Origin of the sequence: Planktothrix sp. FACHB-1355, from assembly GCF_014748295.1 — a bacterium.
Classification (GTDB): Bacteria; Cyanobacteriota; Cyanobacteriia; order Cyanobacteriales; family Aerosakkonemataceae; genus Aerosakkonema; species Aerosakkonema funiforme_A.
On sequence record NZ_JACJUP010000029.1, the window covers coordinates 1 to 16,515 of the forward strand.

Annotated in this window: 16 protein-coding genes; 10 read left to right on the forward strand and 6 right to left on the reverse strand. The window is 42.2% G+C overall.

The features are described from left to right. The first annotated feature begins 170 nt into the window (after window positions 1-170). Window positions 171-1,289, forward strand: coding sequence for a methyltransferase (locus H6S82_RS03145; protein WP_190469555.1), 1,119 nt, complete (start codon window positions 171-173; stop codon window positions 1,287-1,289). Between the two features lie 50 nt (window positions 1,290-1,339). On the opposite strand, the gene H6S82_RS03150 is transcribed toward H6S82_RS03145, so the two are convergent. Continuing rightward, window positions 1,340-2,266, reverse strand: a complete 927-nt coding sequence (locus H6S82_RS03150) for a hypothetical protein (protein WP_190469552.1) — start codon at window positions 2,264-2,266, stop codon at window positions 1,340-1,342. A 559-nt stretch (window positions 2,267-2,825) separates the two neighbouring features. On the opposite strand from H6S82_RS03150, the gene H6S82_RS03155 reads away from it, so the two are divergent. Beyond that, window positions 2,826-6,794, forward strand: coding sequence for a magnesium chelatase subunit H (locus H6S82_RS03155; RefSeq protein ID WP_190469549.1), 3,969 nt, complete (start codon window positions 2,826-2,828; stop codon window positions 6,792-6,794). A gap of 43 nt (window positions 6,795-6,837) precedes the next feature. Here H6S82_RS03155 and H6S82_RS03160 read toward each other — a convergent pair whose 3' ends face one another. Continuing rightward, window positions 6,838-8,256: a hypothetical protein gene (locus H6S82_RS03160; RefSeq protein WP_190469546.1), complete on the reverse strand. Its 1,419-nt coding sequence runs from the start codon at window positions 8,254-8,256 to the stop codon at window positions 6,838-6,840. Window positions 8,257-8,423: 167 nt separating this feature from the next. Continuing rightward, window positions 8,424-9,821 (reverse strand): pentapeptide repeat-containing protein, encoded by a 1,398-nt coding sequence (locus H6S82_RS03165; protein WP_190469543.1) that lies wholly within the window; start codon window positions 9,819-9,821, stop codon window positions 8,424-8,426. Window positions 9,822-9,946: 125 nt separating this feature from the next. On the opposite strand from H6S82_RS03165, the gene H6S82_RS03170 reads away from it, so the two are divergent. The 7 genes from H6S82_RS03170 to H6S82_RS03200 all read left to right on the forward strand — a co-directional run bounded on the left by H6S82_RS03170 (window position 9,947) and on the right by H6S82_RS03200 (window position 12,088). After that, complete coding sequence (locus H6S82_RS03170; RefSeq protein WP_199315442.1) at window positions 9,947-10,144, forward strand: type II toxin-antitoxin system HicB family antitoxin; 198 nt, start codon at window positions 9,947-9,949, stop codon at window positions 10,142-10,144. A 235-nt stretch (window positions 10,145-10,379) separates the two neighbouring features. Further along, window positions 10,380-10,664 (forward strand): BrnT family toxin, encoded by a 285-nt coding sequence (locus tag H6S82_RS03175; RefSeq protein ID WP_190469540.1) that lies wholly within the window; start codon window positions 10,380-10,382, stop codon window positions 10,662-10,664. Then, complete coding sequence (locus H6S82_RS03180; protein ID WP_190469537.1) at window positions 10,639-10,887, forward strand: BrnA antitoxin family protein; 249 nt, start codon at window positions 10,639-10,641, stop codon at window positions 10,885-10,887. The genes H6S82_RS03175 and H6S82_RS03180 overlap by 26 nt, the downstream gene beginning before the upstream one ends. Before the next feature lie 47 nt (window positions 10,888-10,934). Beyond that, window positions 10,935-11,510, forward strand: coding sequence for a Uma2 family endonuclease (locus H6S82_RS03185; RefSeq protein ID WP_190469534.1), 576 nt, complete (start codon window positions 10,935-10,937; stop codon window positions 11,508-11,510). Continuing rightward, on the forward strand, window positions 11,504-11,656 hold the full coding sequence (locus H6S82_RS03190) for a hypothetical protein (protein WP_190469530.1): 153 nt from the start codon (window positions 11,504-11,506) through the stop codon (window positions 11,654-11,656). The genes H6S82_RS03185 and H6S82_RS03190 overlap by 7 nt, the downstream gene beginning before the upstream one ends. Further along, the gene (locus tag H6S82_RS03195; RefSeq protein WP_190469528.1) at window positions 11,640-11,855 is read left to right on the forward strand and encodes a type II toxin-antitoxin system HicA family toxin; all 216 of its coding nucleotides are present in this window, start codon (window positions 11,640-11,642) and stop codon (window positions 11,853-11,855) included. The genes H6S82_RS03190 and H6S82_RS03195 overlap by 17 nt, the downstream gene beginning before the upstream one ends. Further along, window positions 11,852-12,088, forward strand: coding sequence for a type II toxin-antitoxin system HicB family antitoxin (locus tag H6S82_RS03200; protein ID WP_190469524.1), 237 nt, complete (start codon window positions 11,852-11,854; stop codon window positions 12,086-12,088). The genes H6S82_RS03195 and H6S82_RS03200 overlap by 4 nt, the downstream gene beginning before the upstream one ends. 171 nt (window positions 12,089-12,259) lie before the next feature. Here the strand turns inward: H6S82_RS03200 and H6S82_RS03205 are convergent, their stop codons facing one another. The 3 genes from H6S82_RS03205 to H6S82_RS03215 all read right to left on the reverse strand — a co-directional run bounded on the left by H6S82_RS03205 (window position 12,260) and on the right by H6S82_RS03215 (window position 16,252). Next, window positions 12,260-12,871, reverse strand: a complete 612-nt coding sequence (locus H6S82_RS03205; RefSeq protein WP_190469519.1) for a DUF1349 domain-containing protein — start codon at window positions 12,869-12,871, stop codon at window positions 12,260-12,262. A 275-nt stretch (window positions 12,872-13,146) separates the two neighbouring features. Continuing rightward, a complete protein-coding gene (locus H6S82_RS03210; RefSeq protein WP_190469516.1) occupies window positions 13,147-14,931 on the reverse strand; it encodes a serine/threonine-protein kinase in 1,785 nt (594 codons plus the stop codon). Window positions 14,932-15,079: 148 nt separating this feature from the next. Continuing rightward, the gene (locus tag H6S82_RS03215; protein ID WP_322111960.1) at window positions 15,080-16,252 is read right to left on the reverse strand and encodes a serine/threonine-protein kinase; all 1,173 of its coding nucleotides are present in this window, start codon (window positions 16,250-16,252) and stop codon (window positions 15,080-15,082) included. Between H6S82_RS03215 and H6S82_RS03220 the strand changes: the two genes are divergently transcribed. Then, window positions 16,246-16,419 carry a hypothetical protein gene (locus H6S82_RS03220; protein WP_190469513.1) on the forward strand — a complete coding sequence of 58 codons (174 nt, stop codon included), beginning with the start codon at window positions 16,246-16,248 and terminating at the stop codon, window positions 16,417-16,419. The genes H6S82_RS03215 and H6S82_RS03220 overlap by 7 nt on opposite strands. The last annotated feature ends 96 nt before the right edge of the window (window positions 16,420-16,515 follow it).

Consider the following 16,515-nt stretch of genomic DNA (forward strand, 5'->3'; position numbering starts at 1 on the left):
ACTATTGACGGATCTAAAAATAGGGTGCAATGATAGTCAACAATGATACCTAAACGAGCCAATCGATGACTCAATTAAATATCTTTATCAAGAGTCTTTAAAAACGATTAGGTATGACTATTTCAGCCCAAACCTTCCCCAAATAGAGAAGACAAAGGATAGAAGTAAATATGACGACTTTACTTAACTTTTTGGATGTAGCGAATTCTCAAAAAACATCTGTAGATGGGGAAACACTCAGGTTGCTTAAGGAAAACAGAGATTCCTTAAAAATGAGCGACTTGACTATGTTGCTTTTCGGTCACGCTGCTTTCCAATATCTCTATGCAGGTTGCGAGTTGGGAGTATTTGAATTGCTCTCTAAGGAACCGGATATCACAAAAGAAGAAATTGGCGATCGGCTGAACCTAGAAGCATATCCGACTAAGTGTTTAATGCTAGGTTTAACTGCTCTAAAACTTGTTATTAAAGAGGGCGATACATACCGGAATAGTTTTGTAATGCAAATGCTGTTTGTGGATGGCATTTGGCAAGAATTTTACGATACCGTGCTATTTGAGGCTCGCATTGTTTATGTAGGACAGCTAGATTTTGTCGAGTCTTTGCGCCAAAATCGCAACGTGGGGTTGAGACAGTTCCCAGGAGAAGGGCCAGATCTCTACCATCGCTTTATCGAACACCCAGAAATCGAAAAGGTATTCTACAACTACATGGGTTCTTGGTCGAGGTTGGCCAATCCATTGTTGATCAAAAATGTTGACTTTTCCAAATTCCAGAAGGTAGTAGATGTGAGCGGTGGGGATGCTACCAACGCCACAACTGTAGCTGCTGCTTATCCGAACGTGGATATCACCCTGCTGGAAATTCCTGCTAGCTGTCCGATCGCACAAAAGAAAATCGATGCACACGGACTGACCGATCGCATTCACGTTCGTGGCGTTGATATCTTCGTTGACGAGTTTCCCAAGGGCCATGATTGTTTCATGTTTATCCATGTGCTAGTCATATGGACATTAGAAGAAAATACATTCTTGCTTCGTAAAGCTTATGAAGCACTCGAACCAGGTGGTTCGGTCATCATCTTCAACTCCATCTCCTCGGATGACGAAGATGGCCCTGTAATGGCGGCACTCGACTCACCTTACTTTATGGCGCTTCCCGCTACAGGCGGTATGATTTACTCCTGGGCAGATCACGAAAAATGCCTGCGAGATGCCGGCTTCACAAAAATGGAGCGTATTGACTGCAATGCTTGGACTCCTCACGGAATCATCATTGCCACCAAGTAGAAGGGTTTAGTTAACACAAGGGGCGGATTACCGCCCCTTTTTTGCAAATTTTAACCCAAGAGAGTAAACCCGCTTTTCACAGCGTCTGATGGGTTGAGTAGTGCTAAATCCGGATTTCCTTCTATAACAGCAACCAAATCGTTTTGTTTGCCTAAATTGCTGTTGGAGGCGGTATAAATTAAATAGTCACCGCCAAAACCATTGGGAACCAAAGTAAATTGATTTGGTGTACCGCCAAGTACGATCGTGTCTTTGCCTTTCTCGAAATTACGAATAAGAGCGTAATCGTTAGTGCCGATATCCTTAGAATTTAGATAGAAAGATTGGTAGCTATTTGTAGCGGTGCTGCTGGTAGTGCGACCGACTCCCACAACAAACTGATCCGATCCGGAACTGCCAACCAGGGTATCGATTTCTCCATCACCCTTGCTTGTAATCCTCACATCGTATGTAGCACTATTAATGTCTCCCACTACACTAGAAATAGCAACTCCATAAATCTGAGTTTTGCTACCAAAGGCAGTGATGACATCGCTAGCGCTGGAAGCATTGAAATAACCCGTTCTTCCCTCAAACTGTCCAAACTTTTGGTAGTGTTCCAAACCGGACTTTAATTTGCCAAGCCTAACTGCTTCAGAAACATCGAGGTTGTTTGTTAAGTAAGCCTTTTCGTTAAAAAAATTAACTGGGTCTGGGCCTGCGGCAGGAGTTCCAGAACGACCTTCTGCTTCTCCGAAAACGATGAAATGTTGCAACCCAGATCGGAAAAGTCCAACTCGAACTGCTTCCGCTACATCGGCATTTCTAGCCAGATAAGTTGCTTCATCAAAGGATGGAGATATTAAAGTACGTCCTTCTACTACACCAAACTGTTGAAAATGCTGCAAACCAGAACTAAAAAGTCCAGATGCGACAGCCTCTCTGACATCGGCATAATTTTCAAGGTAGAAACTCTCGTTGAAGATCGCAAAACTCATGTTAATCTCCCTCCAGCTATAATTGAGGCACTAATATTCGGTTGGATAAGGGCATCTTCATGTCTGTGAAAGTATGGTTGGTGATTTTAAGATGCTTGCCTCGATCAAGTATATTATTGGTTTAATGGTGCTGATATAAATTTTATGTAAGTACAGAGTAAATAATTAACTACAAAGTTTATCAAAATTTAAAATAATCGCTCAACTTGTGGCTATTGTCAATTTTTTTATGCAAAGATATTAAGTTTACCTAGCGCCAATAAAATTGAAGTACATACTGTCAAAAATGTCAAGTATTGTAAAAAAATATTGCGAATTTGTTATCAAATTGTGTCAGATAAGGGCCAAAACCCGCATCTGATAAGCGTTTTCTGGTAAAACAACACATAAGCCACTTTGAGCGATCGGCACCAAGAGCGACGCTTTGAGCGACTCTGGGGTCTTTTGTGTTGGGTGTGAGGTGTCAAGCTCAACCGCCAACACTGGGGACGATCTGACCGATGCCACCGCATCCAACAATTGACTGAGGAATCTACCGCATCATAAGGAGCCTAACTGAATGTTCACCCACGTCAAGTCCACCATTCGACACATTAAGCCTGACAACCTGCAAGGGCGCTCTTTGATTAAGGTGGTCTATGTCGTGTTAGAGCCGCAATATCAGAGCGCCCTATCAGCGGCGGTTCGCTCGATAAACGAAAACAACCCGAATTTAGCGATCGAAATCAGCGGCTATTTGATCGAAGAACTGCGCGATCGCGACAACTACGACGACTTCAAGCGGGATGTCGCCTCTGCCGATGTTTTTATTGCTTCGCTGATATTCATTGAGGACTTAGCGGAAAAGGTCGTAGCCGCAGTGGAACCGCACCGGGACAAGCTGGATGTCGCCGTTGTCTTCCCCTCCATGCCCCAGGTGATGCGGCTGAACAAAATGGGCAGCTTCTCGATGGCGCAGCTGGGCCAATCGAAAAGTGCGATCGCCCAATTCATGCGGAAACGCAAGGAAAAATCCGGTTCCGGTTTCCAAGACGGAATGCTGAAACTGCTGCAAACCCTGCCCAAAGTCCTGAAATACCTGCCAATGGACAAAGCGCAGGATGCCCGCAACTTCATGCTCAGCTTCCAGTACTGGTTGGGCGGTTCCTCCGAGAACCTGGAAAACTTCCTGCTGATGCTAGCAGACAAATACGTTCTCAAGGGACAACAGAAAGTCCAATTCCAAGATCCCGTCACCTATCCGGACATGGGCATCTGGCATCCCTTAGCACCGACAATGTTTGAGGATGTCAAGGAATACTTTAACTGGTATAACAGCCGCAACGATATTCCCGCCGATCTCAAAGATCCCTTAGCACCCTGCGTTGGTTTGGTGTTGCAGCGCACCCACCTCGTCACCCGCGATGATGCACATTATGTGGCGATGGTGCAGGAATTGGAAGCGATGGGCGCACGGGTAATTTCTGTGTTTGCAGGTGGGTTGGATTTCGCCAAACCGGTGGATACGTATTTCTACAATGCAACTACCAAGACTGCTTTGGTAGATACCGTAGTTTCACTGACAGGTTTCGCCTTGGTGGGTGGCCCAGCAAGACAAGACCATCCGAAAGCAATTGATTCGCTCAAACGCTTGAATCGTCCTTACATGGTTGCCTTACCTTTGGTGTTCCAAACAACCGAAGAATGGCAAGATAGCGATTTGGGATTGCACCCGATTCAAGTAGCTTTGCAGATCGCAATTCCGGAATTGGATGGCGCGATCGAACCGATTATACTATCCGGAAGAGATGGTGCAACCGGGAAAGCGATCGCCCTGCAAGACCGCATCGAAGCGATCGCCCAACGCGCCCTCAAATGGGCTAACTTGCGTCGCAAACCGAAATTGGAAAAGAAAGTTGCGATCACAGTTTTCAGCTTCCCACCCGATAAAGGCAACGTCGGAACTGCTGCCTATCTCGATGTTTTCGGCTCAATTTACGAGGTGATGAAAGCCCTCAAAAATAACGGCTACGATGTACCGGAATTGCCAGAATCAGCCGAAAAATTGATGCAGGAAGTCATCCACGATGCCCAAGCACAATACAGCACCCCAGAATTAAATATCGCTTACAAAATGTCAGTACCTGAGTATGAGGAATTAACTCCCTACTCAGTACGTTTGGAAGAAAATTGGGGACCACCGCCCGGACATCTGAACAGCGACGGACAGAACTTATTAATTTACGGCAAACAGTTCGGCAATGTGTTTATCGGCGTGCAACCGACATTCGGTTATGAAGGCGACCCGATGCGATTGCTGTTCTCCCGTTCTGCCAGTCCGCACCACGGTTTCGCCGCTTACTACACTTATTTGGAACGCATTTGGAAAGCGGATGCAGTGCTGCACTTCGGCACTCACGGTTCGTTGGAATTCATGCCAGGAAAGCAGATGGGAATGTCTGGGGAATGCTATCCAGATTCTCTCATTGGCAAGATTCCCAACATCTATTATTATGCGGCGAATAATCCCAGCGAAGCGACGATCGCCAAGCGTCGCAGCTACGCGGAAACGATCAGCTATCTGACACCACCAGCAGAGAATGCCGGACTTTACAAAGGTTTGCAAGAATTGAGCGAATTGATCGCCTCTTATCAAACTTTGAAAGATACCGGACGCGGCATTCCGATTGTGAACACCATCATGGATAAATGCCGGATGGTGAATCTGGATAAAGATATCGATTTGCCGGAAAAAGATGCCAAAGATTTAACTGCGGAGGAACGGGATACTCTGATCGGTTTGGTGTATCGGCGGTTGATGGAAATTGAATCGCGGTTGTTACCTTGCGGTTTGCACGTGATTGGGAAACCTCCGAGTGCAGAGGAAGCGATCGCAACTTTGGTGAATATTGCCAATCTCGATCGCGCAGAAGAAGAGATTCTGAGTTTACCTCGCATTATCGCCAATAGTATCGATCGCAATATCGACGAAATTTACAGCAACAACGACAAGGGTGTTTTGTCAGATGTGCAACTATTGCAAGACATCACCCAAGCTACCCGCGCCGCTGTTAGCGCTTTGGTGAAAGAACAAACCGATGCAGACGGTCGCGTTTCCCTCGTTTCCAAGCTCAACTTCTTCAATATGGGTAAGAAGGAACCTTGGATCGAAGCATTGCACAAAGCAGGTTACACCAAAGTCGATCCAGAAGCGATCAAACCGCTGTTTGAATATTTGGAATTCTGCCTGAAACAAGTTTGTGCGGATAACGAATTGGGTGGATTGCTGAAAGCTTTGGAAGGCGAATATGTTCTACCTGGGCCGGGTGGCGACCCGATTCGCAACCCGGATGTATTGCCAACTGGTAAGAACATTCACGCTTTAGATCCGCAATCAATTCCCACAGCGGCGGCGGTGAAATCTGCGAAAATTGTAGTAGATAGATTGCTCGATCGGCAACGTGCAGAAACTGGAAATTGGCCAGAGACGATCGCTTGCGTTCTCTGGGGAACAGACAACATCAAAACCTACGGGGAATCCCTCGCCCAAATTATGTGGATGGTGGGAGTAAAACCAGTACCCGATGCTTTGGGACGAGTCAACAAACTCGAACTAATTTCTTTAGCAGAATTAGGTCGTCCTCGGATTGATGTTGTCATTAACTGTTCCGGAGTATTCCGCGATTTGTTCATCAACCAAATGAACTTACTCGACCAAGCTGTGAAGATGGCAGCGGAAGCAGACGAACCATTAGAAATGAACTACGTTCGCAAACACGCACTAGCACAAGCTGCCGAAATGGGAATTAACTTGCGGCAAGCTGCTACTCGCGTATTTTCTAACGCTTCCGGTTCCTATTCTTCTAACATCAACCTGGCAGTAGAGAACAGCACTTGGGAAAGCGAAAAAGAGTTACAAGAAATGTACTTAACTCGCAAATCCTTTGCTTTCACATCCGATAGTCCCGGTACGATGGAACAGTCGCGCAAGATTTTTGAAACTGCACTAAAATCTGCCGATGTCACATTCCAAAATCTCGATTCTTCCGAGATCAGCTTAACCGATGTTTCCCACTACTTCGATTCAGATCCCACCAAAGTCGTAGCCAACTTGCGCGGCGATGGCAAAACCCCAGCATCCTATATTGCTGATACCACCACCGCCAACGCACAAGTACGGACGCTATCAGAAACCGTCCGTTTAGATGCGCGTACCAAACTACTCAATCCCAAGTGGTACGAAGGTATGCTATCCCACGGTTACGAAGGCGTGCGCGAACTCTCCAAACGGTTAGTAAATACGATGGGTTGGAGTGCAACCGCTGGCGCTGTCGATAACTGGATTTACGAGGATACTAACAGCACGTTTATCAAAGATGAGGAAATGCGGAATCGCTTGATGAATCTGAATCCTCATTCTTTCCGCAAAGTTGTTTCCACTTTGTTGGAAGTAAACGGTCGCGGTTATTGGGAGACGAGTGAGAGTAATTTGCAAATGTTGAGAGAGTTGTATCAGGAGGTCGAGGATCGGATTGAAGGGGTAGAATAGTAGTAGTTGTGGGGCAGGCAAAATGCCTGCCCAAATATTGAGGTTATCGGGTATATTTTGGTCTTGCATTTATAAATATAACTTCAGGTTTCTTTTGGTCAGGCAATATTTTGCTTAGTGTTACCTGTAACGCCTTAAAGCTTTCTCTTGAACCTCCTAAAATATCAATAAAAATGTAAACTCTGCAATAATTGGCATCATCCTGTTGTAAGTCTGCTATCTGGGTTTTAAACCAGTTTATATTACGTGAGTTTGTAGTAAGCTTTGTTTCTACTAAAACCTTTTTTCTGCCTGGTTTTGTTTGAAACTCTATAGCTAATCTGCCTGTATTATTTTGTAAATTTAAAACTAAATTACTGTCTAAGGAATAGCCATAGGCAATTCCGTAAAACAATTTTTGGGCTGCACTTTCTTTTCTAGTTTCTTTAGAATTTTTTATGTAGAAAAATTCAGAAAGACCATACTTTTCAATCAAATCTTTAAACTTTTGGCATATTAAAAGTACGCTGGATAATAAATTTTCTGGTTTTAAATTTTTATCACAAATCGATTCAAGCGGATAATTTTGAACGTAATATTGTGATTTTTCATACCAGACAATCTCGCCGTTAATATCGGCATCAAAGTTATAGGATTGAAATGGTTTGTTTTTATAATTTTCAATTAAATCTTTTAATAGCTCTGGATCTTCTAATAATAACTCTCGCAAATTCTTTTTATTGAATCGTCTTATTACTTCTTTCCAAGTCTTTCCGATAGCAGCGTTAAGGTTTTGCCTCAATTGCTTGTTTGTTGTGAAAATTTTATCTGCGTTTTCCCAACAATATGCAACTGGTTCATCACGCAAAATATCTTTTGGTAAAAGTATTAAAGGAGAATTATTATGTGGCTTAACTGGGTTAACAATTCCTTCATATACTCGACCTTCAAAAACTGTTTTTTGCATCCTTAGTCCAAAGTTAGAAAAGATGCGGCGAGAATATTCCAATAGGTCATCCACTATTATTCTGCCAACCATATCGCTGATGCGATCTGCTCCTATGCCATCTTGAAAGAGACCCATCAGTTCAAATATTTCAGGATCATTGATACCTAAATCAACTATTTGTTTAGCTAAATTTAGCGTATTAGTTCTTATGCCAACTCCCATTCCACTACCAGAAGTACCTGATAAACAGTAACCTATGCACAAACCTTGAACTTCACTAAAGGTAAACTTGCGGTCAGCTTCTTTCCATAAAACATCATTAATGTGCCGGGAATTAGCTAATAATTTAAGAATATGCTCAAATCTCTTGCAAAACTTTCCATAAGATCCACTCAACTCAGGAGCTTGAGTTGACTTAAGCAGATGTGGATCGATAAATAGCTTTGAATCCACATCAAGAATTGCATCAAAAGCTCCTGTTTGCGCGAATATTTTTGAATCGACACCAATATATTTACTTATTGAGCCTAGCATACTTTACCTAGTTGGAGGAACTATTATATATAGTAGGCTCAATAAAAAAGTGTTGAGTTCGGTTTCCCTCACTTTAATAGTGAAGATTACTTTACTTATAATTATGGCAAATTGCTAATTTTGAATTGGATGAGAGAAACTGTCCGCAGGTATTTCTATTTCCTCTCTCAGCTTACCATAAAATCGAATTTGGCCTCTTTCCAAGATCTAGCAGCTTTAATTTGCTGTTGAGTAAGATTTTTTGCTCCTGTAAAGTCTGCGTTTGCAAGGTCTGCTTCACTAAAGTTTGTGTTTTCAAAATCTGCATTTATGAAATAGGCACCGCGAAGGTTTGCACCACTAAGATTTGCATCACGTAAGCTTACATTTTGCAGGTATGATCCGGCAAAAATAACATTTTCAAAGTTTGCATTATCGAGAATCGCATTTCTAAAGTCTGTCCTTTCGAGCTTTGCTCCTCTAAAATCAGCACGTATAAGATTTACTCCACGAAAATCTGTTCTATTGAGGACTGTGTTCTTAAAATCTGCTTGGCAAATTTGCGTCGTTAAATATATTTGCTTAGTATATTTATCCACGTCAGCAATTTTGGTATCAGTAAAGTTTGCACCACTAAAATCTGCTCGATCGTAGTATAGCTTCATTCCCACTAGATTTGCATTACTAAAGTTTGCATTTTGGAAATTAACATTTGTAAATTCTGCCTTTTCTAAATTTGCGCCGCTAATATTAGCATTAGTAAAATTGACTTCTTTAAACTCTGCCTTTTCTAAATTTGCCCCGCTAAGATTAGCGTTAGTAAAATTGACTTCTTCAAACTTGGTTTTACTAAGGTCTGCCTTAGTGAAATTGGTAAACATAAAATTTGTACGGATGAACTGCCTTTTACTTAAATTGGCATCTGTGAAATCTGCATTACTAAGATTAAGCCCATAGAAATCCACTCCATCAAATAAATCTTTGCTAAGATTTACTTTTTTCAAATTAAGGTATTTCCCCTCATACTTACGGTAGCGTTTATTATATCTGTTAAAAATATCTAAAATTGCTTGAATAGCAGGAATATTATTTCCTTTATTCCTATATTTAGCTTTGGAGCAAACATAAGCAGCCAAAACTTCCATAATAGGCCAACTATCTCTTTCTGACTCTTCAGCAATCCTTTCAAGAGCATATATTCCACCTAAACACATAGATAGTTCTTGGCTTCCAAGTTGTTCAATTGCTTTTGTGAAACGCTCAGTAATTTGTTTATCTTGTGTAGCTTGGAGGTTTTTTTCAGCAATCTTAAGATTTTTCTGTGTAATCTTAAGATTTTTTTGTGTAAAGTAAAAGGTAAATAATACTGCTGCCCCACCTATAAATTGAATCAACACGCCTATAGCTTGAACAGCAGTTGTACGAACTGGATTTCTTAGTTCAAGGCGTTCCTTTTGAGTCAGTTCCGTTGAGTCAATGCTTTGTAGGGGTAACCAATAAAAATGTAAAGAAATTAAATACCAAATAAGTAAGAAATTACCTAGCCAAATAAAAACTATAATTCTTTTTTCCTGATTTTTAGGCATATAGTTACAATAGTAAATTGAATTTGTTCGCTTTGCTTATACTAAGCTTATACAAATTGTTAAATTAATAATATTTGGATTAAAGTAAAAAAGTAGCATAAAAATAATAGCATGGAATATAGATTATGCGCTACTATGAAATAATTCTTTACTGGAGTAATAAAGACGAGGCATTTATTGCCGAAGTCCCAGAATTACCAGGATGTGCTGCTGATGGAGAAACCTATCAGGAAGCGCTGCAAAATGTACAAGTTATCATGCAAGAATGGATTGAAACTGCACAAGAGTTAGGTCGTGCGATACCTGAAGCAAAGGTTGTTTGATGTTTGTTCTTGTGAAAAGTGGGTTGGCGTAGGGTGCGGGATGCGTTGGCGTAGCCTGCGCGTAGCGCGTATCGCCCCATCCCACTATTGAGAACTAGACCTATATGCGTTGGCGTAGCCTGCTGTAGGCGATCGCACTCTTATTTTCGGCAAAGTGGGTTGGCGAAGCCTGCGCGATCGCAGCTATCAGGTTTATGCTATCTTATAAGTAGATACATTTTGTATCTACTTATTCATGCTGTTTGAATGGGATGAAGACAAAAACGCCCAAAATCTGAGGAAACATGGCATTAGTTTTGAAGAAGCTCAAGAAATCTTTGACGGAATCGTATTTACCGCCATTGATGAGCGTTTCGACTACGGAGAAATCCGAGAAATAAGTATCGGCGCAATACAGGGTGTCGTTATCGTCACAGTAGCGCATACTGAAAGAAATGGAGTTATCCGCATCATCTCTGCCAGAAAAGCCACTCGACAAGAAATAAAAACCTACTATGAGTATCTCGCCAAAACGACTTGAAGAATTACAAAACATCCCAGAAGATGCCATTGATACATCTGATATTCCTGAGTTAGATGCGAATTTCTGGTCAAAAGCCAAACTGGTAAAACCCATCACCAAAAAAGCTATTTCTCTCAGGGTTGATAGCGATGTGTTAGATTGGTTTAAAAGCCAAGGAAAAGGTTATCAATCTTTGATGAATGCTGTTCTGCGCTCTTATGTTGAACATCAGAAAGATTAACGATTTAAATTCAAAAATCAGCAAACTTTCACGTTGTTAATTTTGATATGAATGCTTTAACCGTCAATTTCAATTCCATAATTAAACTGACAGACGAGCAATTTTTCCAGCTATGTCAGGATAACCGCGATTTAAGATTTGAACGCAATGCTAATGGAGAATTAATTATTATGCCACCAACAGGAGGAGAGACGGGAAACCGCAATGCTGGACTAACTGCACAAGTTTGGATTTGGAACGACCAAAGTAAACTCGGTATGGTTTTCGACTCTTCCACAGGTTTTAAATTACCAAATGGTGCCGATCGTTCTCCCGATGCAGCTTGGATACCTTTAGAACGTTGGAATGCTTTAACGTCGGAACAACAGCAGAAATTTCTTCCCCTTTGTCCTGATTTTGTAGTTGAATTACTTTCGCCAAGTGACAGTTTAAGTGCAACTCAACAAAAAATGCAGGAGTATATGGATAATGCTACTCGTTTGGGGTGGTTGATTGTTCGAGCTTCGCGGCGAGTAGAAATTTATCGCCAAGATCAAGAAGTGGAAATTTTGGAATTTCCTGTTAGTTTATCTGGAGAAGATGTTTTACCAGGATTTGTGTTAAATCTTGAATCAATGTGGTAATCTCCATTAGCAAATTGATTCAAGATACCTTTTGCTATATGCGATCGCAGTATATCCTCACTTTGTATGTTACCCTGGTTAACAACTATTTAAAAATGGCTTTAGTAGTGGCAGTTCAAATGAAAATAGATGCCAAAAAAAATTAGAGAACTGAAAAAGTTACTTTTGGATGCAGGATTTACTTATCGACAAGGTAAGGGTAGTCATGAAGTGTGGAGTCATCCCTTATTAAGTCAGCCAATTGTCATTGCTCGAAAAGATGGGGATGATGCCCCATTATATTTAGAAAAGCAGGTGAATGCGGCAAGAAAAGAACTAGAAGAAATGGAGGATTCTGAGGAATGAACTCACTCTACAGTATGGTGATTCAATGGTCGGATGAGGATGGTTGTTTTGTGGTGTTTCTGCCAGAGTTTGTTGGGTTGGTGATGCAGCCTTGCACAGATGGACAAACTTATGAAGAAGCTGCAAGGCATGGACAAGAGGTTATTGCTTCCTTAATTGAGTGGTTTGAAGCAGAAGGAAAACCACTGCCACAACCGAGAACTATTCCGCAGCAGCCGCTATCTGTGGCTTGAAAAGTCAAGGCGAAAGGCGAAAGGTCGTTTGATGTTTGCTCTTGTGAAAAGGACGTTGGCGTGGGGTGCTGTATGCGATCGCTTTTCCTGCGCGACAGCGCGTATCGCGTATCGCCCTCATTTTGTTGCGATAGAATTAACTTAGCAAATCGGAAATTATACCACTCTCATTTAATCGTTAGCTTCTTGATAATGCCAATTATTTTTGTCAATTTCAATGAAGTCAAATTTGCATTGAAATTCTTCACCAATAGGACTGCACGCATAGACTCCCACATCGATAGAATCTTTAAAGTCATGGAGGTGAGCAATTCTCATTTGTTGCCATTTTTTCCCATCCAGTGAATACTCAAGCAGAAAGTCCTGACCCCGCTTACTAAGCCGATACATCGCTGACTTGACATCGGAAGATATGTCTTGTGTTGCCCAATCTGAAAAACCATAATTTGTGACAACTGAGCCAAGGCGACTAATTTTATCATCTTCGTACTCAATTGAACATTTTATCCAATTTTCACTGTCTATTCTGGCAATAATTCCGCACTGGTCGTATTGCGATTTTGGGTTAAACTGAACTCGCGTTTTTAAGGAAAAATCCTCTTTAATATTGGTTAATAAACAGTGACCGTCATCTCGCCTGAAGCCATAATGGGTTCTTTGCCAAAAATCAGTTTTTGATTTAGTAATTAAATGAATACCTCGATCTAAAAAATATGTTTTTGGCTCATTCAGCCAAAAAAATTCGTCAGGAATTTGAGCCGAGATGAAATTATAAAGCTTCATACTATGGTTTACCTATTACTGCGCTAGCTCAAATCAATCTTATGGCTGTAAATTTTATAACTTAAATCTATTATATTCAAAGATTGAGCCAAATTCAATCTTTCAGAGTGCGATCGCACTTTCATTTCCCCAAAATGCGATCGCACAAAAAATTGCACCCCTATTCAGCGAAATCATCTAATATTTCCTCCTCTCATAATTTCGCACATATTTATAATAGTAAGAGCGGGTTTCATAACCCGCTCATTTTGGTATAAGCGATCGAGAAACCCCATTTATTTATGAACCGATCCATCGGGCATTGTTGCACCCTTCAAATTAGCATCTGCCAGATAAGCGTCTTGGAGATTGGCACCGATTAAATTGGCACCTCGGAGATTAGCACCGCGCAGATAAGCACCACTTAAATTAGCACCGCTTAAATTAGCAGATCTGAGGTCGGCATTATTAAGATCGGCATTAGCTAAATTGGCACCTTCCAAATAAGCACCCCACAGCTTAGTTTCTTCCAAAATTGCTCCCTCTAGGTTGGCATTTTCCAAGTCCGCACCTCTTAAATCGGCACGTTCTAAATTGGCATCGCTTAAGTCCGCAGCAGCCAAGTCCGCACCCTCAAGTTTAGCATCGTTCAGTTGGGCACCTTCTAACTTGGCACGTTCCAAGTTCGCATTATTTAAGTAGGAATAGCCTAGTTTGGCACGCCATAGGTAAGCACCGGTGAGATTGGCATTACTTAAATTGGTACTGACTAAATTGGCATAACCAAGCTTACCGCCGATTAACTTTGCACCTAATAAATTGGCACCTTCCAAGTTGGCATAAGATAGCTTGGTACCGATTAAATTCGCACCGCCTAAATTAGCATAAGATAGCTTCGCGCCGCCTAAATTCGCGTATGCTAATTTCGCATCTCCTAAATTGGCACCCTCTAAATAAGCATACCTGAGATTGGCACCAGTTAAGTTGGCACCGTCTAACTTGGCATATGCCAGCTTCGCATTGCTTAAGTTAATTTGTTTCAAGTCAGCACCAGTTAGTTCGCACCGGAAACATTCATTAGTCACCAGCAACTGGCGGAAGCCATCTTGAGGAATTGCCAACTTTTTATGATTAGATAAAGTGAACATTAGCAAGCTCGAGCTGCATAAGGTGAGGAAGCAAGCGAACATAGTCAAATGGATCGAAGTTTTTCCCCGACTTGGTTTGCCGGCACTTGCCAAACTTGCTGTTGTGTTGTTGCGGACAACATCGATCGGTCGAAGTGATACCAAAGCAGCAGCGGCATTGGCAAATCGGTTTTTGAGGTTGGGTGCTACCATTTTTTCCAGCCATTTAATAAATTGCTGACTTAGATTTGGTAGCAGATGTTTGAAGTTGATGGTGTAAGTTTCGTCGATTAAGTTGCCGATTTCTGTTGATTTTGTATTTGTCAGTAAGCAAATTAGGGTAGCACCCAAACTGTAGAGGTCAGAGGCTTCTGTCAGCTGGCGGTTGAATAGCTGTTCTGGGGGCATAAATCCCAAGGTGCCTTTGACTGCGCTGCTGAGGGCAACTTCTCCGCTACCGCTGCGGGCGAAGCCAAAATCGACGAGGTAAACGTTGAGGCGATCGCGATCGTAACTGCGATCGACTAAAATATTTTCTGGTTTAATGTCGCGATGAATCACCGCCGGGATTTGCTGTTGCAGGTAAATTAAAACCTCCAAAACAGCAGCAGCAATCTGCTTGATTTCTTCCACATTAAAGAAACCCGAATGCGCCAAAGAAGGCGCTTGTTTGTATTCCTGCACCAAGCAAAAGCCCGCTGTGGTTTGGAAGGAATCGAGATAACGTGGAATGCTGGGATGATTCAGTTGCCGCAGCATTTGAATTTCTCGATTCACAGAGTCGTAGTCCGACCAACTCGCATTGAATTGGGCAAACTGAAACTGTTTTATGACTACCGGCAAATGTGTTTTTGTATCGATCGCTAGGTACGTGACTCGACCGCAGGCGCGATTGTGGCCGAGTTCTCGTTCAATTTGATAGCCGTGGCTAGAAAAATCAGGGAAGTTGCTCATAATGATACTCGCTGCGTTGACTTAGCGTGCTGTAGGTGTACCGCTCTTCCTGTCGTAGGCAAACACAATTAACTACTATGTTTGCCACAAAAGTAGCATTTGCGATCGCACTTTGCCCAAATGTTAATTAATCTCAAGATTAAAAGCTCTAATTTCTTCTATCCTTGATTATTTTTAGGAAACCGCCCAAGGCAATCGTGATTAGGGATGCTGCACCGCCAAAACAGGCGAAGGCAAGCACGTAGAGGGTGAAGATAAAAATTTTCACGGCTGGGGCGTTGAGAATGGCAGCACTGATGCCGGAATAGCCGAAGAACAGGGTAGTCATGATGCCGATCGTAAAGCAACCTCCCAATAAAATTAATCCCAATCCGCCAGATAAAACGATCGCGTTTGCCCGCACTTGACTGGATTTAGCCAATTTGGCGCTACTTTCGCGCCGTTGCAAAGTTTCTCTTGGCTGGCGGATTTTGTGAGGATTAACGGGAACTAACCCGGATGCAAGTGTTTGCAAAGCTTCGCGGGCGAATGGGAAGCGTTTTTCCACTGCCGGTTCTGTGAGTTTATGAATCCAACGCCCAAAGCTAGGAGTTATATTAACGCGATCGGCAAACTGAATGCGCGAATCCTGATGGGGTAAATCGGTAGGAACTGTCCCAGTCAAAAGGTGTATTAATGTCGCACCCAAAGCATAAAGATCCGAAGCGGGAACAGAACGTCCCCAAAATTGCTCGATCGGCGTATAACCGCAAGTTCCCACAACGGTAAATGTCATTCCCGTCACTGCGGCTTTTTCTTGCACAGCACCAAAATCAACTAAATAAACTTGTTTGTTTTCTGCCAAAATTAAGTTGCTGGGCTTAATGTCTCGGTGCAACACGGGCGGATTCAATTCGTGCAGATAAATGAGAATATCCAGAACTTCTGCGGCAATTTGGCGTACTTCATCTTCCGAAAAAGTGTGTCGCTTATCCAAAAGTGTTTGCAACGTAACGCCGGGAATGTAGTCCTGTACCAAAGCAAACCAAGGTAAACCTCCACCTGCTTGTCTATCCAATGAAAAATAATCGCGGTAGCGAGGAATGCAAGGATGATTGAGATTTTGTAAGATTTTGGCTTCCCGTTCAAATAATTTCAGTTCTTCCCACTGCATCTGGGGACTGAACGCCAGTAATTTGACGATCGCTTGTTCGTGCGGTGGTGGAGAATGGAGATCGAGAGCTAGCCAAGTGTGCCTACCTGCACCAGTATGTCCGAGCTGCTCTTGTAATTGGTATCTTTCTTGCAGTATCTGTCCTGATTCAAACATAATTATTGCCATCGGTAGAGGTTTGCGATCGAACTTTTCTGACTCTCAATACAAATATGAGCCAGTCAGTCTTGGGAATGCAAGTAGTTTTGCTCGATCGCGTTGAAAATTTAACTCGTTCGCAGGTTGAAGCCGGTCACAATAATATAGAGGCTCTGACTCGTGATGTAAGTTGTTAGTCAACAGCTATTTTTATTGTTTTGCGTTTATCTAATCTTTCATATTGCGAATGCTCAACAGAAAGACTTTCAAATGTCACAAAATAATTTTCGTTC